The following is a 22,039-nucleotide window of genomic DNA, read 5'->3' as shown; positions in this document are numbered from 1 at the left end:
CTCACGCCCTGTAGCCAGGGTCACCCGGGGCAGGCAACGCAGGCGGGCGGACACGTTGCCTGGCGACAGTGACCCGCGAGCGGGACCGAGGCCGGGGCCAGGGTCACCCGGGGCAGGCAACGCAGGCGGGCGGGCACGTTGCCTGGCGACAGTGACCCGCGAGCGGGGCCGAGGCCGGTGCCAGGGTCACCCGGGGCAGGCAACGCAGGCGGGCGGGCACGTTGCCTGGCGACAGTGACCCGTGAGCAGGGCCGGGGCCGAGGCCCCGGATCTACAGGCCTCCGCCGGCCCAGTCGCTCGCACGCGTGACCACCACGTCGACGCCCGTACCGGCGACGTCGGTAATCACCACGTCACCGATGGCCACCTTGGCAGGCGCCACCGTGTGCTCGATGGCCGTGAGGACGTCACCGATGCGGCCCTTGGGCACGGGTGCCGACGTCTTCACGCTCACCGGCCTCGTGCTGCCCTCGGCACCCACCAGCGACGTCACCGTACGCTCGGGTGCCACGGCCTCATGCTCGCCATAGGCCTTGCCGCGAGGGCACGTGTTGCCCGTCACGCCCGTGACCTTGCCATCGACGAGCGTCACCGTGAGCGGGCAACCCATGGGGCACTGCACGCAGGTGAACTCCCTGGTCTCGGCCTGGCCATCTGCGACATCTGGGATAGCATCGGCCACATCGGCCTCTGCGGTGGTGTTCTTCTCGTCAGTCAAGGGTGCCACCCTCCTTCTCGTCGAGGCCGTCCTCATGTGCGGGCGCCGCCTTCTTCACAGGCGGTCGTGCAGTCGCACCAGCAGCGGGCGCACGATCGGCACCCGGCACCGAGATGCAGCTCACCTCGAGCGAGCCGGACACGCCCGCGAGGTCCTTGGCAGAGAGGCGCACCGTCTGCATCTCGGACGGCACGACCACCCGCCTCGGGACCCGCTTCACGAGATGCCCGCCGCTACGGACCTCGATGGCGGCCCCCCTGACCCTACTCCTCACCCTGAGCCTCAGCGTCACGGCATCATCCGTCGAGACGATACGCTGCGGGGTTATCGAGCCAACGTTCTCGTCACGCAGTACGGAGATACCGGAAGGCTCGACCTCCGCTGCAGCCTCGAGGTCACGCGTACCCGAGGCCGGTGTGGCAGCAGCCACGGCCTGCTCGTCTCGGATGCGGGCGGCATAGGCCGCGGCCGCATTGCCCGCGGCCTCGCCCTCCTCCGAGACGAAGTCCACGAGGTCATGGACGTGAAGCTCGTTGCCACACACGAAGACGCCCGGGCAGGTCGTCTCGAGATGCTCGTCCACGCACGGACCGCTCGTGGCACGGTCGATCTGGCAGCCGGCGGCGTCGGCGATGGCATTCTCGGGGATGAGCCCCACCGAGAGCAGCAGGCAGTCGCACTCGACACGGCGCCTGGTGCCCGGCACGAGCTGCATCGTCGTCGGGTCGACGTCAGCGAGCTCGACGGCACTGAGCCGGTCGTGACCGAAGACACGCGTCACCGTGGTGGAGAGGTGCAGCGGGATGTCATAGTCATCCAGGCACTGGGCGATGTTGCGCCTCAGGCCCCCCGGCTCGGCCGCAAGCTCGCACACCATGAGGACCTTGGCGCCCGACCAGGTCATGCGGCGCGCCATGATGAGGCCGATGTCGCCCGACCCGAGGATGACCACGCGCTTGCCCACGAGCACCCCGTCGCAGTTGCTGAGCCGCTGGGCCGCACCTGCCGTGAAGACGCCCGCAGGCCTGGTGCCGGCGATGTTGATGGCCCCACGAGAGCGCTCGCGACAACCGCACGCGAAGACCACCGAGCGGGCCCGCACGTGCACCTGCCCGATGTCAGGACCTACCAGCGTGACGTCGCAGAGCCGCACGCCCAGCCGCCTCTGCGGCGTCACCGCGAGCACGGACGTGTCGAGAAGGACCTGCACGCGCTCGGACGCCATGACCCTGTCGACGTCACGGGCGGCGTACTCGGGCCCGGTGAGCTCCTCTCCGAAGCGATGGAGCCCGAAGCCGTTGTGGATGCACTGTTCGAGGATGCCGCCGAGGTGACCCTCGCGTTCGACGAGAAGGACGTCGGACCCCGCTGCCGCAGCAGCGGCCGCGGCCGCGGTGCCGGCGGCCCCTCCACCTATCACGAGCACGTCCACCTCGGACGCCTTGCGATCTCGTACCTGTGCGGATGCGCTCGCTCCCTGTGTGGCGCTCATGGGCGCACCTCCCCTCTCGCATATGGTGCAATCTGCGAACCCTCACCCTCAAGTTGAACTTGAGTTAGAGGAATGCCACACTCCCGGCTCACGAGCTCGGCCACGAGAGGCTCGCAGAAACCGCCTTGGCACTTGCCCGTACCAGCCCTGCACCTGCGCTTTATGCCGACGATCGTGGTCGCGGGGATAGGGGCATGTATGGCCGCGAGGACCTCGGCCTCGCTGACCTGCTCGCAACGGCACACGATGTGGCCGAAGCGGGGGTCGGCCTTGATGGCGCGAGCACGCTCCTGCTCGCTCATCTCGATGAAGCGGAGTGGCTGGTCCCTATGGCCGTCGAAGGAGGCATTGGGCTTCGCATGCAGCAGGTCGGCCACGGCACTTGCGACCTCGCGCGCGATGGCAGGTGCCGAGGTGAGCCCCGGCGAGTCTATGGCGGCCATGTCGAAGAACCCCGGCGCGTCCGCCGGCTCGCCGATGACGAAGTCACCGTCGGCCCCGCTCGGACGCACACCGCAGAAGTTCACGATGACGTCGCGGCCGTTGAAGCCAGGCCAGAGGTCGCTCGCCTGCTCGCGGACCCAGGCAAGCCCATCGGGGTTGGTCGAGGTGTCGCGGGGGTCGGTGCGGTCGACCGCGTCGGGGCCGACGATGAGGTTGCCCTCGATCGTAGGGCTCACGAGCACGCCCTTGCCGGCCGGCCCGGGCGTCCTGAACATCGTGTGCGAGAAGGTCGTCCCCGAGTCGCGGCTGAGGAGCACGTATTCGCCCGCACGCGGGCGGCTCTCGAGCTTGTCCGCCGAGACCTGGTTATGGAGGTCGCAGGCGAAGACCCCCGCAGCGTTCACGACCGCACGCGCCGAGATGACCTCGCCCCCCTCGAGGGTGACGTCCCACCCGGCAGTGGCGCTCGTGCCCGCACGACGCGCGACGCTTGCCACGGGCGCGTCGAACCGGAAGCGCACGCCGTTGGTGACGGCATTCTCGGCAAAGGCGACGCACATCCCGAAGGGGTCACAGATGCCCGAGCAACCGCAGAGGAGCGCACCTCGCGCGGCGGGATTCACGTTAGGCTCGAGCTCGCGGAGCTCGGCAGCGCCGATGGCGGAGACGTCGTACACGCCGTTGCGACGCCCGCGCGCCACGAGGTCGTCCACGGTGGCAAGCCCTGCATCATCGAAGGCGACGACGAGCGACCCGTTGTTGCGATATCTGAAGCCGAGCTCCGTGGCGAGATGCGGGATGAGACGCATGCCGCGCACGTTATAGGCCGCCTTGGCCGTCCCAGGCTCGGGGTCGAACCCACCGTGGACGATGCCGCTGTTGGTACGCGAGGCCCCGAAGGCCACGTCGTTACCGGCCTCGAGGACCTCGACCGAGAGCTGCGAGCGCGCAAGCTCACGAGCGACCGCGCATCCGGAGATGCCAGCGCCCACCACCACGACATCAAGCATGGTTCCTCCCTCTCACATGGCAGCCTGACCCGCTGGGCCAGCCGCCCATGGCATGCAAGGACTAAGCACTAAGGACTAGCTTACCCTCCGAGGGCACGGTGGCCATCGTCAACCCGCCAGACGAGAAGGACCCACATCCTTGTGGCCGATGTGCGACCGGCCCCGACGCAGCCCGAGCTTCGGGTATCATAGGGAGGTCGCAGCCCCGGTGCAGTCGCACCCCGTGCCCGATCCGACTCCTGGAGGGATAAGGCCTTGGTGGACTGGTGGGTGCCCTACGTATGCCTGTTCGGCACGGCCCTCGCCGTGTCGTGCGCATGCACCCCCCTCGCCAGGCGCATCGCCATCCGGCTCGACGCCGTCGACTATCCCAGCAAGCGACGCATCAACAAGGACCCGGTCCCCCGTATGGGCGGCATCGCCGTCTTCCTGGGGCTCATCGCCGCCGTCGCCGTCCAATACTACGGGACGACCCAGCTCAGGTGGCCGGTCGTGCTCGTGCCCTCGCCGCGCATGACCATCGACTACTATCGGCTCGCCCTGGCGTTCGCCGTCATCTTCATGACCGGCGCCATCGATGACGTCATCCAGCTCAAGCCCCTGCCCAAGCTCCTGGGGCAGGTCGCGGCCGCCGCCATCGCCACCTCGGGTGGCCTCGTCATCGGCAACATCGTGAACCCCTTCGGCCCGGGCGAGGTCGTGCTGGGCTGGCTCGCCTACCCCATCACGATCGTCTACCTCGTGGCCTACGTGAACATCATCAACCTCATCGACGGCCTCGACGGGCTGGCCACCGGCATCACCGCCATCTCGAGCGTCACGATGTTCGCGCTCGCCATCATGGCCGGCCGCCTCGACGCGGCCGCGCTCTCCGTCGCCCTGGCCGGGGCCGCGCTCGGGTTCCTCCCCTACAACTTCCATCCGGCATCGATATTCCTGGGAGACTCCGGGTCGCTCCTGCTGGGCTTCTCGCTCGGCACCATCTCGCTGCTCAACGTGACGCGCGTGGCCGGTCTCACCACCATAATATTGCCGCTGCTCATCGCAGGCATCCCCATCATCGACACCTTCTCGGCCATCATCAGGCGCCGACGGGCCGGCATCGCGGTGAGCCAGGCCGACAAGGGCCACATCCACCATCGGCTCATCCATGAGGGGTTCGACCAGCGCCAGGCCGTCATCCTGATGTACCTCTGGACGGCCATGCTCTGCGGCGGTGCCGTGGTGATGACGCAGGTCGAGGTCTGGCCACGCATCGCCATCTTCGGCTTCCTCGTGGCGGCGTCGGCCTGCTTCGCCCTCAAGCTCCACCTGTTCGAGCCGGTGCTGCGCCATCACTACGACCCCGAAGACCGGCGACGACGTCCTGGTGACGCCCACCGACCCGGCCTTCAAGACCGAGGAGCGCGCGGCCGAGGAGCGCAGGGAGGAGCATCGCGAGGAGCTGCACGAGCGACTCCACGGGAGCCCTTCAGACCACGGCGACAAGAACTAGCCGCCAGGACGTCCTTCTCGGTCACCATTGCCAGGCAACGTGCCAGCCAACCTGCGTTGCCTGCGCATATCGACCCTGGCACCGGACCTGACGGGCCCCGCCGGTCACCATCGCCAGGCAACATGCCCGCCTGCCTGCGTTGCCTGCGCGTATCGACCCTGGCACCCCACGCACGAGAAGGGGGCCACGCACCTCTCGATGCGCGGCCCCCTGACATGACGTCCCTTGGTGACGGAGGCTACTTGGCCTCGTCGACCGCCTTCTGCGCGACCTTGGCGAGGTCGGCGAAGCTCGAGGGGTCCTCGTAGGCGATCTGCGAGAGGACCTTGCGGTCGAGCTCGACGCCGGCAAGCTTCAGGCCGTGCATGAAGGTCGAGTAGCTCATGCCGTTCACGCGGGCGGCAGCATTGATGCGCTGGATCCAGAGCTTGCGGATGTCGCGCTTCTTGTTGCGACGGTCACGATACTGGTACTGGAGCGAGTGCTGGACCTGCTCCTTCATGCCGCGATACGTACGAGAGCTGGTGCCGTAGTACCCCTTCGAACGCTCGACGACGGTGCGACGCTTCTTCTTAGCTGCGACTGCGCGCTTGACTCGTGCCATGAGAAATCAACTCCTAGGAATGTGCGGATATGGCGCTCTTGCGCGCTACTTGCCGAGACGGGAAGAGATGACCTTCTCGTCGGAATGGGCCAAGGTCGTCTCCTGGCGGAAGCCACGGATGCGCTTGGGGCTCTTCTTGGTGAGGATGTGGCTCTTGAACGCCTTGGCACGCATAATCTTGCCGGTGCCGGTGCGGCGGAAGCGCTTGGCCGTACCCTTGTGCGTCTTCATCTTGGGCATGCTAGTTCTCCTTCGTATCCTTGTCCTCGCCCTCAGGCGCCTTCTCATCATCGAAGGCACCCTTTATGGGGGCCATCAGCATGTGCATGTTGCGACCCTCCATCTTGGGCTGGGATTCCACGGTTGCATAGGGCTCGAGGTCCTTGGCCAGGCGCTCGAGCACGTTCAGACCCTGCTCGGGATGAGCCATCTCGCGGCCACGGAACATGATCGTGACCTTGACGCGGGCGCCCTTCCTGAGGAAGCGCAGGACGTGGCCCTTCTTGGTCTCGTAGTCACCGACGTCGATCTTGGGTCGGAACTTCATTTCCTTGATCTCGACCTTGACCTGGTTCTTGCGGGCCTGCTTGGCCTTCTGAGCCTGCTCGTACCTGTACTTGCCGTAGTCCATGACCTTGCAGACGGGAGGGTCTGCGTTCGGCGCGATCTCGACAAGGTCGAGGTCCTGGTCATCGGCCACGCGCTGTGCGTCATGGATGCCAAAGAGCCCCAGCTGGGACCCATCGACACCGATCAGGCGGCAGGTGCGTGCTGTGATCTCCCCATTGATACGGGGACCTTCGGGCTTTGCTATCTTGGACACCTTCCTCTCTCGGCGACGCCTTCGCGCCGCATGAAAAAACCGGACGTCGCACATGGCAGACATCCGGCAAGAGTCGAGGAGGAGCCCTGAGGGGCTGCTGTTCCTTTGTCTGACCAGACAGCAGCCGAATGGCGCCGTGCAGGTGGGGCCTCGCGTTCCGGCCCGCTTGGGAGTGACCTCGCGGTCACAACGGGTGTCATGATAGCACGGATGCGCCCCCAGACAAGCGGCGTCCTCCCATCTGTGGAGAGGAACGACCCGCCCGCACCCACATGCACCTGCAGGCACAGGGCCGCATGCCCCTCACACCCCAAGCCATCCGACCGTCTACCAGCCCAAAGGGACTCCTCCCCCAAAAGACCGGCCCCGCCATGTTTGCGACGGGCCATCGCGGATAGAATCTGACTTGCATACCAGAGGTTGGCCCTTCCTGGACACACGGCGGCGCAAGGGGGTTCCACGATGGACACGATTCTTCTCGAACAGGGTGGCATCGACTATGCCCACGGCGTCGAGCGCTTCCTCGGGGACTCCGCGCTCTACGAGGAGGTCCTCGCCGAGTTCCTCAAGGAGGATGCCCTCGACCGCGCACAGGCTGCCTATGACTCCCACGACCTCGACGCCCTCTTCGCGGTGGTGCACGAGGTCAAGGGTTCCTCGGGCAACACCGACATGCACGACCTCTACCTCGCCTCCGCGGAGCTTGCCGACCTCCTGCGCCCCCGTGCGGTCCGCACCCCCCAGGATGCGGACGTGACCAGGCTCTTCGATGCCTTCGCCGACGCCTATCGGCGCGCCGTCGCCGCCATCAGGGCCGCGTCCGAGGACAAGGGGGCATGATGCCAGGGACCTCCGACCGCAGCACCATCCTCATCGCTGACGACACGTTCGCCAACCGTGCCCTGCTCGAGAAGATCTTCTCGAGCGAGTATGACGTGCTGCTCGCGAAGAACGGCCGCGAGGTCCTCGACCAGCTCAAGGTCCATGACGACGTCGCCTGCGTGCTTCTCGACATCATGATGCCCGAACTCGACGGATTCGGGGTCCTCGCCAAGATGCAGGACAACGAGCGGCTCGCCGGCATCCCCGTCGTCGTGATCACGTCGAGCGAGGACGAGGCCGACCAGATCCATGCCCTCGACCTCGGCGCAGCCGACCTCGTGAGCAAGCCCTTCAACACGCAGGTGCTTCTCCGCCGCGTGCGCAACACCATCGCCCGCGCGGAGCTCGTGCGCGTCTCCGAGAAGAACCGCCTCTACGAGGCCCGCCTCGCCCAGCAGGCCCGACGCATCAAGGCCACGCGCATCGACGGCAAGACGGGGCTGCTCAACGCCAGCGGGTTCTATGAGTCGACGACCGAGCTCGTGCGGGCCCATCCCGACGTGCACTTCTGCATCGTGCGCTGGGACATCGACCGCTTCAAGGTCTACAACGACGTCTTCGGCACCCACGAGGGCGACCGGCTCCTGCGCACCATGGGACTCATCGTCTCGCGCCGCTACGACGAGGAGCTCTGCGTGGCCGGCAGGCTCGAGGCCGACAACTTCGCCTTCTGCCTGCCATCGGAGGACTTCGATGCCAAGCCCTTCATCAACCTCGTCACCAAGAGCCTGGCCTCCCACCAGGCGACCTTCTCGTTCTCGCCGCGTGCCGGCATCTACATGGTCGACGACGTCGACATCGACGCCGAGCTCATGTGCGACCGCGCCCTCCTGGCGCTCCGCTCGGTCAAGTCCGACTACTCCCATCGCTACGCCGTTTATGACGACTCCATGCGCGCCGGGCTCATCCACGAGCAGGAGGTCGTGAGCGAGATGGCCGGCGCCCTCGACCGCGGGGAGTTCCTGGTCTACCTCCAGCCCCAGTACGACTACGTCCGTGGCGAGATGAGCGGCGCCGAGGCGCTCGTGAGGTGGAAGCACCCCAAGAAGGGGATCGTGCCGCCCAACGACTTCATCCCCATCTTCGAGCGCAACGGCTTCATCACCCACCTCGACAAGTACATGTGGGAGCAGACCTGCATGCTCCTGGCCCGTTGGCGCACCGAGGGCAGGCCCGACCTGCCCATCTCGGTCAACATCTCGCGCTACGACTGCTACGACGAGCACCTCGTCGACACGATCTGCGACCTCACCGACAAATACGGGATACCGCGCGACCTCCTCCACCTCGAGATCACCGAGTCCGCCTACATGGACGACCCAGGCCACCTCGTGAGCATCGTGAACGAGTTCCACGACCGGGGCTTCTCCATGGAGATGGATGACTTCGGCAGCGGCTTCTCGTCGCTCAACATGCTCAAGGACGTGCGCGTGAGCTGCCTCAAGCTCGACCGCGGCTTCGTGATGGAGAGCCACACCAGCAGTCGCGGCGGCTCCATCCTGGGCTCCGTGGTGCGCATGGCGCATTGGCTCAAGGCACGCGTCCTGGCCGAGGGTGTCGAGACCAAGGAGCAGGCGGAGTTCCTCAAGAGCATCGGCTGCACCCTCATGCAGGGCTTCCTCTTCTCGAAGCCCGTCCCGGTGGCAGACTTCGAGAAGCTCCCCCGCACGCTTCCCGACATCGACCGCACCACCGCCATCGACACCTCGATCGACATCAAGGGCGCCGCCGACTTCCTCGACGCATCCACCCAGTCGACGCTCCTGTTCAACAGCTTCGTGGGCGGGGCGGCCATCGTCGAGGACGACGGCGACAACCTCGAGGTGCTCCGCACCAACGACCGCTTCTACGAGACCTTGGGCACCACCGCGGACGAGTTCGCCGGCCACGCGCTCCACCTGTTCGGCGCGGTCGAGCCCGAGAGCCGCGCCACCCTCAGGGACGCGCTCGAAGCCACCCGTGCCAGCGGCGACCAGGCAGCATGCAAGATCAAGGTCATGCCCCTGCGCACCGGAGGCGACCCCGTCTGGCTCCGCGTGTGGGTCCGCTACCTCTCGCACAACATGAACCAGCACATCTACTACCTCTCGATAGACAACATCACCGAGCAGACGGTGCTTCTCGAGAAGAACACCAAGCTCTCGCAGGACCTCACCTTCGTGATGTCCACGCTCCCCGGCGGCATCGCCTACTTCGACCATGACGGCACGACGACGAGCGAGACGTTCTTCAGCGTCTCGACCGCAGGCATGTTCGGCTTCACCACCGACGAGTACCGGGAGCGCTTCTCGGATGACATCACCCAGGCCTTCCACCCCGACGACCAGGAGGCCTTCTCCACCTACATCGAGGAGGTCCTCAAGGACCCCGAGCACCTCCACACCGTCCGCTGCCGCCACATGCTCAAGGGTGGTGGATGGCAGTGGCTGCAGATCACCGGCCGGGCCACGCACACAGGCCAGGGGGCGACCGAGGTCGCGAACATCTACCTCGACATAGACCAACAGGTGGCCAACGAGCAGGCACTCAAGAAGCAGACCGACAAGCTCGAGCGCCAGGGTACCTTCCTCGAGCACATGTTCGACTCCGTGCCCTGCGGCATCATCGAGCTCCTCCCCAACGAGGATGGCGCGTTCGACCTCATCATGTGCAACCAGGCAGCCTGGAAGATGGGCGGCTGGCCGGATGCCGACTGGCTCAGGCGGCACCTGGCGATGCCGGAATCCCTCACAGAGATCATGGGCAAGGACGCGCACCTCTTCCGCGAGAGCGTGGAGCAGGCCTACCACGAGGACTCCGTCGTGGCCTTCGACCAGCGCATGATCCGCGCAGACGGCTCGATGGGATGGGTCCACAACCAGATGCAGTCCGCGACCTCGCTCGACGGGCACCATGTGGTCCAGTGCGTCTTCACCGACATCACCTCGACCAGGCACGACACGATCGCCAAGCCCGATGCCTCCCTCAACGGCCTGCAGGAGCTCATCGAATACAACTGGGTCACTGACACGGCAGTCGCCCTCAGGTCGGACAGCAGCGGGCTCGCGGACATGGGGGAGCCCTTCGCGCTCGGCAGGAATGCCGGCGCCTGGATCGAGCGCTACGTCCATCCCGATGATGCTGAGCAGCTGGGGCAGGTCATCGCAGGCGTGGTCGACGGCAGCATCGAGGACGCACGCTGCCTCACCTTCCGCACCATCCTGCCGGAGGGCGGCATCAAGACCTACATCAGCACGATCATGCGCATGAAGCCCGACCTCTTCCTGCTCTGCGCGAGCGATGCGGCCTCGCTTGCCGACGCACCGCGCATCGAGGCCTCGAGGCCTCCCATCGAGACCCCCAGCCGCTCGCTCGCCGAGCGCCTCCTGCTCCTCTTCGCCCGCTCGGCGACGGCAGAGGACATGCTCGCGCATGCCCTCGAGGCGGTCGGTCAGGAACTCGGTCTCACGCGTGCCTGGATCGTCGATGCCGTGCCCGCCACCATGCACATCTCGAGCATCCACGAGTGGGTCGACCCGACCGCCGACCCGACCCCGCAGAGCGTCAGCGCGGCCGGCGCCGTGGAGAACTTCCCCCAGCAGCTCTCCTCCCTTGCAGACCAGGGTGCCCGCATCGTCTGCGACGATGCCTCGCATGACAGGCACGGGGAGTCGAACACCAACACCATGCACGGGGAGCAGGCATACGTGCTCTATCCCCAGCACACAGGTCAGGAGACGAGCGGCTGCATAGGCTTCGACTGCCGGTCGGCACGCGACTGGACCGCAGACGACCTGTCGCGCCTCGACTTCGCGGCGCTCGTGCTCGAGCTGGTCCTCGTGCACGAGCACATGGAGCACTCGCGCCAGGAGCTCGACGAGGACTACCTGGCGACGCTCGACCGCAGCACCGACCTCTTCTACGTGGTCGAGCCCCAGTCCCACCGCCTGCTCTACGCCAACACGGCCTTGAGGCAGAGGCATGGGGTGTTCGTCGGCGACATCTGCTACCAGGCACTCTTCGGCCGCACCACCCCATGTGAGGTCTGTCCGATGGACGACCTCACAAAATTCGGCACCACCGTCCCCCTCGCCGTCCAGAGCGATGCCTCGCCCACGGGTCCGCTGCTCGTGCAGGCCTGCCCCGTCGTGCTCGATCACCAGGAGGGGACGCTCCTCTGCGCCACCGAGATGGGCTCGGGTGTCGCATCGACCGACCTCGGCCAGTCCTCCTACGAGCGCAAGTTCCGCGACTTCAGCAGGACCGTCTTCTCCATCTATGACTCCGTGTCAGAGATGGACTATGCCAAGGGCACCTCCACGGTAGTGGCGGCCAAGCAGAACCCCTCGAGCATCGGCACGAGCTATGACCTCGTGAACGCCGTCAAGACCTGGATGGGCGCCTCCCCCGACGAGAAGACCGCCAAGCTGCTCGAGCGCTTCACTACACGGCCGAAGAGCTCGAGCCAGCCCGTCAGCGTCGACTACCCGGTGCACTATGCCGGGCGCGACGAGTGGTTCCGCACGACGAGCTTCCAGATCGACGAGGACCGCTGGCTCGCCTGCAGCCGCAACATCACCGAGGAGGTCAAGGCCCGGCGCGCCCTCGCCGACAACAACCGCCTCACGCTCGAGAGCGAGGACCGCGAGAAGTACCGCATCGTCGTGGAGCAGACTGGGGCAGCCGTCATCGAGTGGAACCATGCGACCGGGTCCTTCTCGGCATCGGCAGCCTACTCCCGCTATGCCATAAGTCAGGTGGACCCCGACGTCGTCTTTGCCAGCAGGACCGGCGCCTCCTACATACATCCCGACGACGCCCCGGCCTATGCCCGGTTCGTCGACGACATTAAGGCCGGCGACCAGAGGCCCTCCACCCTGCTCCGCCTTCGCATGACCGACGGGACGTTCCGGTGGACCACGATCGAGCGCACCCAGATCATGGGCGAGGACGGCTCGCCCGCACGCACCGTCGTGACCCTCATCGACGTCGACGAGAAGACCAAGGCGGGGCTCGCCCTCGAGAACACCAACGGGCGGCTCGAGGACATCGTCTCGAACGTGCCCCTCGGCGTCGCCGTCTACGAGATCACGGACAAGCCGCACCCGCTGTTCATGAACGACGTGGGCATCGAGATGCTCGGCTACACGCACGTCGACCACGACGACGCGGTGGCCAAGGGAGACGCCCGCTTCTTCATGGGCACCCTCACGGAGTCGATCGGACCCCTCACGCCCGAGGAGTACGACCATGCCTGCCACCGCATCCTCGCCAAGCGCAAGGACGGCTCCCCCATCTGGCTCGACGTCTACACCAGCATCGTGCCCGACGGCGACCGCACCCTGTGCTATGCCGCGTTGGTCGATGCCACCGAGGAGGTCGAGGCCAAGCAGCGCGAGCGTTGGCTCTTCGAGCGCTATCGCCTCCTCAGCGAGTCGAGCGACCTCGTGACCCTCGACCTCGACGTGCCCTCTGACCACCTGGTGGTCAACTACATGCAGCCGGGCAAGACCCCCATCGAGGAGAACATCGACGACTTCTCGGAAAGCACCCTGAACAGCTCGGACGGCTGCTGGGTCACGCGCACGGTGCATCCCAACAGCCTGGCGCTGTTCACGCGCATGCTCAGCCGCTCGCTCGTCACGCCCGGTACGCTCTCGTTCAACTTCCAGGCCGACTACCATCGGAGCGGCTGGCGCTGGTACCGCATGAAGAGCATCAGCGTGGCCGACGAGGGAGGTGCGGTCACCCGCGTGGTCGCACGTGCCGAGGACGTCAGCAACGAGTTCGAGGAGCAGGAGGCGCTGCGCCACATCGCCGAGACGGACGGGCTCACAGGCCTCCTCAACAAGCAGACCGGGCTCCAGCTCATGCGTCGTTCCCTGCAGCGCCGCCGGCCCACCCGCGTGGACGCCGTCCTCATGATCGACATCGACAACTTCAAGACCATCAACGACTCGGTCGGCCACCTCTTCGGCGACAAGGCCCTGAAGATGGTCGCTGCCTGCATCAAGAGCAGCTTCCGCTCGGGTGACATCGTCGCGCGCTTCGGCGGCGACGAGTTCGTGGTCTACCTGGTGGGCGTGGGAGACGCCACGCACGCCATCGGCAAGGCCGCGACCGTCCTCGACAAGGTCAACCGCCTGCGGATCGAGGGCGTGCCCCAGATAGACTGCTGCATCGGCATCGGCCTCGTGCGCTCCCACGACACCGACATCGAGCTCGACGACCTCGTGGCCCGGGCCGACGCCGCGCTCTACGAGGCGAAGACGGCCGGCAAGAACCGCTACCGCCTCTACACCGACACCATGATCCTCTCGGCACACGGGGCGCTGACCCCCGTGGACGACGACATCTGCGAGGACCCCGTGGCCGTCCCTCTCGACTTGGACCGACTTATGGGTAAAACTAAAGGAGACACGGCCGATGACGATTCCGACCCCGGAGGGACGGACGGATGAGGCACAGGCGCGACATAGGACGTAACACCCACGGGGGCTTCACGATGATGGAGCTCCTTGGCGCTGTTGCGGTCCTCGCCATCATGGCCGCCATCGTGGGCCCGGCCTTCGGGCAGCTCACCAAGAGCCTCCACATGACCCAGCTCGACGGCACGGCCAAGTCGATCTACCTCTCGGTCCAGAGCCGCCTCACCGACCTCAACACGTCGGGCCGCCTGGTCGATTCGAGCACCTCCACCGTCGACTCCGTGTCCGAGCAGGTCGCCAAGACCGGCCAGCTCGAGACCACGGTACCCGCTGACTACCCCGCCGGGACCACCGGCGACAACACCACGGACTCCCCCACCATCTACTACCTGCTCTCGACCGACCAGGTCATGCAGGACACCCTGCTGGGAGACGATGCCTCGGGCATCACCAACAAGCTCACCGGCAGCTGGGTCGTGGAGGTCTCCCCCTACACGGGCGAGGTCTACGGTGTCTTCTACTCCGAGAAGACCGGCCTCACCTGGGCCGACTGCGAGGCGCTCTCCTGCCGAGGCGGCACCACCGACCGCTCCGATGCCGAGATCGGCTACTACCACGGCGGCCGCATGCAGTACACGACCAACGGCCTTGGCGGCCCCTTCAAGGACCTCACCGTGGACGTGGTGAACTCCGAGGAGCTCTATGTGCACCTGACAGGGTTCGACGCGACCAAGGTCGACACATCTCAACTTTCACTTGAGCTTGAGATAACGGGAGAGAACACCGCCGGCGGCACCACCACATGGGAGAAGACCTATACAGGGTCCGACCTCCAGAGCTCCGGGGCCTGGAGCACGAACGCCGACGAGCTTGACATCATCCTCGACAGCATGCGCACGGACTCGAGCGGCACGAAGATGAGCTTCGCCAACCTCTACTCGGGCACGGGTGACGGCGGCACGTCCACCGGCAACACCGGGGCCTCCATCCTGCCTGGCGCCGACATCACGGTGCATGCCACCATCACCTACCAGGGCAACAAGGTCGACCGGGGCAGCATCAAGGGCATCAACTCGCTCTATGGGTCGCGTAGCTATGATTCCACGCTCGGCAGCACCATCCAGATCTCGAACCTGCGTCACCTCAACAACCTGCGCAAGGAGGCGCTCACCACCGGCGGTTCCGTGCGGTGGAAGGACGATGCCAGCGGCAACGCCTTCGCGCACGTCATCCAGTCGGGCGACATCGACTGGGACTGGGACTCCTACCGCACCACCAACTCGGCGGGCGCCGACGTCCAGAACGCGGCCGTGGTCTCCGTGCAGAGCCGCACCGCCACCACAGCGGCAGGCACCACCACCTACACGGCGGTGAACCCACTCTCGGCCGGGTTCGTCGACCCCGTCACGCAGAAGGCGGGCATAGGCTACTTCACCCCCATCACACTGACAGACGGCTTCAACAGCACGAGCAACACGTCCTTCTACACGCAGCTCGATGCGGCGAACGCCAACAAGCCGTACGCCATCAGCAACCTCGTGATCGGGACGAAGAGCTTTGCTGATGTCGGCATCTTCAAGACAGCCCAAACTAGCTTCACCAATGTCACCATCACGAAGGCGACGGCCTATGGCAGTAGCCACGTCGCCACGCTCGTGGGCAACGTCCCCGGCGGTACCACGGCCTCGTTCACCAAGTGCTCGGTCTCTGACTCGACCATCAACGGAGCAGATAGCTCCGGTGGGCTCGTGGGCCTCGTCAACACGGGGTCGACAGCCCCATTCACGGGCTGCTCGATTACCAATACGACCATAGGGGGTACCACCGCCGTTGGTGGTCTTCTGGGAAACGCCTCCCAAGCGGACGCAACCCTCACCAGGTGCACCATCGCTAGTTCGGCCATAACCGGAAAGGGCAACTATGTCGGAGGCCTTGTCGGTTGGCAACGCTCTAGCGCCACGGACTGCTCGATCTCAAACTCGACCATCACCGCAACGGGGGGATTGGTCGGTGGCATAGCAGGGCAGATACAGACCGGTACTGTCACAGGCTGCTCGGCCTCGGACTCATCCATCACCTCTGCTGGCAACTTCATCGGCGGCATCGCTGGATGGGCGCACTCCGACCTCACCGACTGCACGACCACCAACGTATCCATCACCAACCAAGGTGGCCAGAGCGTCGGCGGCGTCGTCGGACAGATCGACGAGGGAGCAAGCGCGACACTCACCAACTGCTCCAGCACCGTGACCAAGACCGATGACAACGGGACCTACCTCTACGACGACTATGCCGTGACCTCCACCGGCATCAACGTGGGCGGCCTCGTGGGCTTCCTCGGCCATAGCAACACAGCCATAGACTGCACGGCCGGCGTCGACGTCTCGGGCAGCACCTGGGTGGGAGGCTTGGTAGGCAGCACCACCGGGGCCACGTACACGCGATGCTCGGCCCACGGCACGGCCACTACGGACGCCGTTGATGACGCCACCCCCACCGTCGAGGGTAACCAAGGCGTGGGAGGGCTCATCGGAACCATCCAATATGACGGTCATATCACCGACTGCTTCGCCGCAGAGAATGTGGCCAACAAGAACGGCAGCACAAGCAACGAGTTCTATGGTGGCCTCGTCGGACGTGCCCTCTACTACCAGGGCGGCAACACCATCTTCACCAACTGCTATGCCTCGGGCACAGTAAGCGGTGGAGCCCATGTCGGTGGGCTCATCGGCTGGCTCTACGGATACGGAAGCGTCTCATCCTGCTACGCCACCGGTGACGTCTATGGGGCATCCGAAGTAGGCGGCCTCATCGGCAGAGCGCAGTCCCCCATCACCGACTCCATCTCCTATGGCAAGGTACTCGCTGTCGACGGCACCGTGAGCACTGCCAACGGTGGCCTCGTCGGCACCAAGAGCAATGCCGCCACTATCTCTGGCTGCACCTACCTGACCGGCAAGGGCTACAACGACACGCTCACGGCCGCGGGCAACCCCTCCGGCTCGAGCTGGGCCACCCTCACCGCGGACGCCCCCATCACCGCCGATGACAGCCATCCCTACGCCGCCTCGCTCAAGGGCCAGGCCTTCCCGTTCGCAGATACCTGCGGGCTCGGCTCGCACTACGGCAACTGGCCCTCCGAGCCTGCTGGCCCGCTCGACAGCGTGTCCTTCTCGGTCGTGAACGGCGAGGAGCTCTACGCGAGCGTCTCGGGCATCGACACGACCAAGCTCGACCTGACCAAGCTCTCCATCACGATGACGGTCTCGGGCGAGAACACCAGCTGGGGCACCACCACCTGGACGCACACCTGGTCCGGCACGGACCTCGGCTCCGACAAGATAAGCGGCATCGGCACCAACGAGTGCGACCTCGTGCTCGACAGCCTGCGCGACGGGATGAGCTTCTCTGACCTCTACCAGCGCAACGGCAGCGGATCAGGCGCTTCGATCGCACCGGGGACCGACCTCACCGTCAAGGTGACCGTGACCTACGACGGTGACACCCGCGAGTCGAGCGACATGACCTGCAACTCGCTCTTCGACAACGCCACCAACGCGGGCTCTTCGGTCGCGGTATCGGCCCTCCGTCACCTCGACAACCTGCGCAGCGGCACGTCCACGATGCTCTGGGGCTATACCAACTATTCCTCCGTGACCCAGACGGGTACCATCGACTGGGACTGGAGCAGCCTCGACCCATCATCCGTCTCGGTCCAGAGCCGCGTCGACGGCAAGGCCGTGAACCCACTCTCGGGCTCCTACACCGACCCCTCCTCCGGGACCACAGGCAAGGGGTACTTCGACCCGATCACGCTCGAGAGCAACCTCGACAGCAGCAGCTCCAACACCTTCACGGCCGAGGCTGGTACCTCGATTAGAAACATGCCTATCGGCAATCCCGCCTCTCCTGCCAGCTACACGGGCCTGTTCAAGACAGCCAGGATCGGCTTCAAGGGCGTCACGCTGGTGAACCCCACGGTCTACGGTGCCTATAACACGGGCGCCCTCGTAGGCAGCGCGGACAGCCGCGGCGGCACCATCGAGTCCTGCTCGGTCACCGGCGGAAGCGTGAACAGCTCCTATACCTATGTCGGCGGCCTCGTCGGCTATACCAGCGGTTCTCTGCTGAACTGCTCTGCCACCAACCTGACCGTCTCAGGATATGGTGACGTCGCTGGCATCGCAGGCCGCGTCACCACCTCGGCCTCCACCATCTCTGGTTGCTCTGTCTCGGGTCTCACGGTCAAGGGCACCTCCTCCTATGTCGGCGGCGTCGTAGGTGACTCGGAGGTAACGCTCACCGGTTGCTCGAGCACCGACGTCTCCACCTCTGGCTACACCTACGTCGGGGGTATCGCCGGACGCATCACCAGCTCTGCAGACAAGGTTGCCAACTGCACCGTCTCAGGTGGGTCCACCACTGGCCTGTCCTATGTGGGCGGCCTCGCAGGTGATGCGGCCAAGAGCCCCACAGACTCCTCGGTCACGGGGATGACCGTCACGGGAACCTCGAGGTCCTATGCCTATGCCGGTGGCCTCGTAGGCAAGGTCGAGAGCAGCGGAGGAAATCTTACCCGCTGCTCCGTCAAGGGCTCCACAGTCACAGGCAGCGGCTACTACACTGCCGGCCTCATCGGCTACTGCAGCGTAGAGCTTGATACCTGCTCGGTTGCAGACACATCCGTCTCAGGCACGACCTACACAGGAGGTATGCTCGGCCGAATTGACGGCTCCGCAGGCTCTGTCGCCACCTGCACCGTCACCGACACATCCACCGCAGCCACAGGTGACTACGTCGGCGGGCTTGCAGGAGAGGCAGAGAGAATAACCTTCAGCGACTGCTCCGTTGGCGTCACAAAGACCGACTCAGACGGGCTCTATCGTTACGGTTCCTTCCCAGTGACAGGCATGAACTATGTGGGAGGGCTCATCGGAAGCGCCAGCACCCTGACGATACGGAATTGTTCGGCAGGGGTAGACGTCAGCGCCACCAAGCAGCGGGCCGGCGGACTCATAGGTGACAGCTCCTCGACGACGCTCACGGACTGCTCTGCATATGGTGTAGCCACGTCCTCGAACATCGATGACGCAGCACCCGTCGTCACGGGTTCCTCCCATGTAGGTGGGCTCATAGGTAGCGCAGCAAGCTATACAAGCCTCACCCGTTGCTTCTCCGCCGATGACGTGATGCCCTACGCAGGAATCACGACCAGCACCTCGTTCTTCGGTGGTCTCATAGGATCAGCCTCCAGTGGCGGCGCCACGAGCTGCTATGCCTCCGGCTCGGTCCAGGGCTATGCCAACGTCGGAGGCTTGATTGGCTCGAGCAGCTACTTCTCAGTCTCGTCGTGCTATGCCACAGGGGATACCTATGGCACCTCCAACACAGGTGGCTTCGTAGGGGCCCTGTCGAACTACACCGTCTCTGACTCCATGAGCTACGGGCAGGTACTCGATGCCGATGGCACCGTCCGTGCGACCAATGGCGGCTTCGTGGGTAGCAAGAGCAGCTATGCCAGTCTGTCCAACTGCACCTACCTCGCCGCCACAGGCTACAACGACACGCTCACGGCCGCGAACAACCCGACCTCCTCCACCTGGGCACAGCTCGCCACGGGCGGCATCAGCGCCAGCAACAGCCACCCCTACGCCGCCTCGCTCAAGGGTTCCACCTTCCCGTTCGCCGACACCTGCGGCCTGGGCGAGCACTACGGCAACTGGCCCCGCCAGGTCAGCTGGGTCCGCGACGACGGGAAGGCCCTGGCGAGCACCGTCATCTCCCCCAGCACGACGCTGACCGCCTCACAGGCCAGGGCCCTCTTCACCACCATATCGGGTGCCGCCTCGCAGAACGCAGCCGACCACCTGGCCGACTACGCCACCACCGGCACGCTCGGCACCACCTATCACCTCTTCGAGGGCTGGGGCGACGCGACCACGGACGCTACCGGCTCCCTCGTCTACAAGGCCACCTATGCAGCCGTGCCTGCAAGCGATGTCTCCGGCCAGAATCCCATGCTCTCAGACACGAGTCTGGCAGACCGCACGGTCAACGGCACGAAATGCACGTCATTCTGGCAGTACGTCAATAACCACTGCAAGGACAACAGCAAGAAGATGGACAACGACCGCTACTGTGACTCGGAGGCTCCCGCCAAGGGAGGCAACGCCAATGCCACCTTGTGGCTCCAACAGAGCCTTGCGGATCGCGGATATGACCCCAGCGCCTTCTCGTTCAGCGTCTACATTGCCAAGAACACCTACTCGACGAGCGACCTCTATCCGGATGGCCCACTCTTCGGAACCACACCGAACTCCACCAGCGACAACTTCCTCGTCATCTGTGGCGCGAAACTTCCCACCTATCCCGCCGCCGTGACTACACCCGCCCGCGTGCTCGTCTACGACGCAGCCACCAAGCACTATGCAGTCGGCACCGTGAGCGTCTACATCAAGGAGAGCACGTACTACTATTACAACGCGTCTTCCTTCTCGGCCACGACGGATTGGTTCACGCTGTGATGCGCCTCCATGACATACACGCACGGGTGGGCCGGCGCCTCGCGGACGAGCGAGGTGCCTCGATCATCATCGCCCTCGTGTTCATGCTCATCTGCACCATGATCGCCGCCGTCATCGTGAACCTCGCCTCGGCCACGGCCGAGCGCAGCAGCCAACGCTCCGATGACACCCAGGCCTACCAGGCCGTCTCGTCCGCCTCGCGACTTGCGCACGACACCTTCGTGAAGGCGACCGGCAGCACCACAGCCATCGACCCAGACCTCTCCACCCTCGAGATGAGCGTGGCGCAGGACGGCACCTGCACCTTCACCTGCGGGGAGGGCACCAGCAAGGTCCCCTGCACCGGCACCGAGTCCGACGCCACCAAGAAGGTGGAGCTGCTGGCCAGTGCCGTGAAGCTCAACACCTCGGGCGCAGGCACCGACGGCTCGATCTACCTCGACGTCACCGGGACCAACCCCAACAGCGGCGAGGCACTGCCCACCGCCCGCGTGACCTATCGCATGGACGAGCGCTACAACATCACCTTGAGCACCGCGCTCGTCGACACGTCTGACTATGCCTACTCCCTCTCGCAGACGATAAGCGCCACGAGCGAGACCGGCATCACCGTGGACCCTGCCACCGGCACCTGGAGCGTCATCTCCTATCCGTACACCGTGACCTGGGGGGTGACGTCATGACACGCCTACACGCGACGATACGTCGTCTGGCACTTCGCTTGGCCCATACCTCGGGAGAGTCGATCGTGGAGACCCTCGTGGGCATCCTCGTGGTGACCCTCTCGGTGACCCTGCTGCTCACGGCCACCACCTCGGCCATCACCATAGACCGCCAGGCAAAGCAGGCAGCGACCGCCCGCTCCGACGAGCGCGCCGCGGCCGAGTCGCTGAGCGGCACCGGCACGACCGGCACCGTGAGGCTCGGCTCGGACGACCATTCGGCCACCTTCTATGGTGGAAGCGACGTCGTTGGGTACGAGGCCAACTAGGACGGACCATACGAGAGGGGGCGGCACCATGGACTCGAGAGGAACGCACACGGGCGCACGGCCCCGTCTTCGCGCACGCGCGCATGCGGGCTTCACCCTCATCGAGTCCCTGGCGGCGCTGCTCATCGTGGTCATGCTCACCTCGGTGGTCGTCGCAGGTGTGAACGTCGGTATGCACGTCTTCCGCGAGTCGTCGTTCATCTCGGAGTCCACCTCGCTCGCAGACTCCCTCGACGCCTCGATCCAGGACCCCGCCCACTTCGCCAAGGGCATGACCTACGACGGCGAGCCCTCGTACCGGATGGACTTCCTGGGCCAGACGCTCGTCGACCCCGACCTCACGACCCATGACGTCTCGGTCACCGAGGAGGACGGCACCACGCGCACCGTGAGCGTGCTCGCCCTCAAGGGGATCAGCCTCTCCACGGGCAAGGAGGTCACCTGCGACCTCCTGAACGCCGGCGCCTATACCGAGTGCCAGGTCACCTCAGCCAAGTTGGAGTTCTCACCCTCCACCGCCGTCGACGGCACGGCACCCGACACGGTCAAGGTCACGTTCACCATCGCGAGCACGGTCGACCCCACGCTCACCAAGAGCTACACCTACACCTACACGCCCTCAGACACATCACGATTGTAGGAGACACGC

The 22,039-nt window shown here is 65.5% G+C and carries 12 protein-coding genes and 1 pseudogene; 7 read left to right on the top strand and 6 right to left on the bottom strand.

Going from position 1 to position 22,039, the window contains the following annotated elements; genetic code table 11:
* Positions 1-271: 271 nt before the first annotated feature.
* Genes LKE50_05455 through LKE50_05445 form a run of 3 tightly spaced genes read right to left on the bottom strand, consistent with a single transcriptional unit; the run spans position 272 to position 3,664 of the window.
* Positions 272-718, bottom strand: a complete 447-nt coding sequence (locus LKE50_05455) for a DUF1667 domain-containing protein (protein ID MCH3968054.1) — start codon at positions 716-718, stop codon at positions 272-274.
* The gene (locus LKE50_05450) at positions 711-2,210 is read right to left on the bottom strand and encodes an NAD(P)/FAD-dependent oxidoreductase (GenBank protein ID MCH3968053.1); all 1,500 of its coding nucleotides are present in this window, start codon (positions 2,208-2,210) and stop codon (positions 711-713) included. Before LKE50_05450 ends, LKE50_05455 begins: the two co-directional genes overlap by 8 nt.
* Positions 2,207-3,664, bottom strand: a complete 1,458-nt coding sequence (locus LKE50_05445) for an NAD(P)/FAD-dependent oxidoreductase (GenBank protein MCH3968052.1) — start codon at positions 3,662-3,664, stop codon at positions 2,207-2,209. Before LKE50_05445 ends, LKE50_05450 begins: the two co-directional genes overlap by 4 nt.
* Positions 3,665-3,922: 258 nt before the next feature.
* On the opposite strand from LKE50_05445, the pseudogene LKE50_05440 reads away from it, so the two are divergent.
* Positions 3,923-5,159, top strand: a pseudogene (locus LKE50_05440) (undecaprenyl/decaprenyl-phosphate alpha-N-acetylglucosaminyl 1-phosphate transferase).
* Between the two features lie 238 nt (positions 5,160-5,397).
* Here LKE50_05440 and rplT read toward each other — a convergent pair.
* The 3 genes from rplT to infC are packed head-to-tail and all read right to left on the bottom strand — an operon-like array spanning position 5,398 to position 6,640.
* Complete coding sequence (rplT, locus tag LKE50_05435) at positions 5,398-5,763, bottom strand: 50S ribosomal protein L20 (GenBank protein MCH3968051.1); 366 nt, start codon at positions 5,761-5,763, stop codon at positions 5,398-5,400.
* A 45-nt stretch (positions 5,764-5,808) separates the two neighbouring features.
* The gene (gene rpmI / locus LKE50_05430; protein MCH3968050.1) at positions 5,809-6,003 is read right to left on the bottom strand and encodes a 50S ribosomal protein L35; all 195 of its coding nucleotides are present in this window, start codon (positions 6,001-6,003) and stop codon (positions 5,809-5,811) included.
* Position 6,004: 1 nt separating this feature from the next.
* Positions 6,005-6,640, bottom strand: a complete 636-nt coding sequence (infC, locus tag LKE50_05425; GenBank protein ID MCH3968049.1) for a translation initiation factor IF-3 — start codon at positions 6,638-6,640, stop codon at positions 6,005-6,007.
* A 408-nt stretch (positions 6,641-7,048) separates the two neighbouring features.
* Here infC and LKE50_05420 point away from each other — a divergent pair, with 408 nt between their 5' ends.
* The 6 genes from LKE50_05420 to LKE50_05395 are packed head-to-tail and all read left to right on the top strand — an operon-like array spanning position 7,049 to position 22,030.
* Entirely contained in the window at positions 7,049-7,426 is a 378-nt protein-coding gene (locus LKE50_05420; protein MCH3968048.1) for an Hpt domain-containing protein, read from the top strand.
* Entirely contained in the window at positions 7,423-13,908 is a 6,486-nt protein-coding gene (locus LKE50_05415; protein ID MCH3968047.1) for an EAL domain-containing protein, read from the top strand. Before LKE50_05420 ends, LKE50_05415 begins: the two co-directional genes overlap by 4 nt.
* Complete coding sequence (locus LKE50_05410; GenBank protein MCH3968046.1) at positions 13,905-20,399, top strand: hypothetical protein; 6,495 nt, start codon at positions 13,905-13,907, stop codon at positions 20,397-20,399. The genes LKE50_05415 and LKE50_05410 overlap by 4 nt, the downstream gene beginning before the upstream one ends.
* A complete protein-coding gene (locus LKE50_05405; protein MCH3968045.1) occupies positions 20,396-21,082 on the top strand; it encodes a hypothetical protein in 687 nt (228 codons plus the stop codon). The genes LKE50_05410 and LKE50_05405 overlap by 4 nt, the downstream gene beginning before the upstream one ends.
* Positions 21,079-21,390: a hypothetical protein gene (locus LKE50_05400; protein ID MCH3968044.1), complete on the top strand. Its 312-nt coding sequence runs from the start codon at positions 21,079-21,081 to the stop codon at positions 21,388-21,390. The genes LKE50_05405 and LKE50_05400 overlap by 4 nt, the downstream gene beginning before the upstream one ends.
* Positions 21,391-21,418: 28 nt before the next feature.
* Positions 21,419-22,030 carry a type II secretion system GspH family protein gene (locus tag LKE50_05395; GenBank protein MCH3968043.1) on the top strand — a complete coding sequence of 204 codons (612 nt, stop codon included), beginning with the start codon at positions 21,419-21,421 and terminating at the stop codon, positions 22,028-22,030.
* Positions 22,031-22,039: the final 9 nt, after the last annotated feature.

The sequence above is a fragment of the Atopobiaceae bacterium genome (assembly GCA_022483015.1).
Classification (GTDB): Bacteria; Actinomycetota; Coriobacteriia; order Coriobacteriales; family Atopobiaceae; genus JALCUE01.
The sequence above is the reverse complement of the archived record's forward strand: the minus strand, read 5'-3'. Positions and strand labels throughout refer to the sequence as shown.

Excerpts from the sequence above, each read along its gene's own strand:
- LKE50_05400 (MCH3968044.1), top strand. The coding sequence starts at position 21,079 with ATGACACGCCTACACGCGACGATACGTCGTCTGGCACTTCGCTTGGCC.
- rplT (MCH3968051.1), bottom strand. The coding sequence starts at position 5,763 with ATGGCACGAGTCAAGCGCGCAGTCGCAGCTAAGAAGAAGCGTCGCACC.
- LKE50_05450 (MCH3968053.1), bottom strand. The coding sequence starts at position 2,210 with ATGAGCGCCACACAGGGAGCGAGCGCATCCGCACAGGTACGAGATCGC.
- LKE50_05445 (MCH3968052.1), bottom strand. The coding sequence starts at position 3,664 with ATGCTTGATGTCGTGGTGGTGGGCGCTGGCATCTCCGGATGCGCGGTC.
- LKE50_05410 (MCH3968046.1), top strand. The coding sequence starts at position 13,905 with ATGAGGCACAGGCGCGACATAGGACGTAACACCCACGGGGGCTTCACG.
- LKE50_05415 (MCH3968047.1), top strand. The coding sequence starts at position 7,423 with ATGATGCCAGGGACCTCCGACCGCAGCACCATCCTCATCGCTGACGAC.
- infC (MCH3968049.1), bottom strand. The coding sequence starts at position 6,640 with ATGTGCGACGTCCGGTTTTTTCATGCGGCGCGAAGGCGTCGCCGAGAG.
- rpmI (MCH3968050.1), bottom strand. The coding sequence starts at position 6,003 with ATGCCCAAGATGAAGACGCACAAGGGTACGGCCAAGCGCTTCCGCCGC.
- LKE50_05395 (MCH3968043.1), top strand. The coding sequence starts at position 21,419 with ATGGACTCGAGAGGAACGCACACGGGCGCACGGCCCCGTCTTCGCGCA.
- LKE50_05420 (MCH3968048.1), top strand. The coding sequence starts at position 7,049 with ATGGACACGATTCTTCTCGAACAGGGTGGCATCGACTATGCCCACGGC.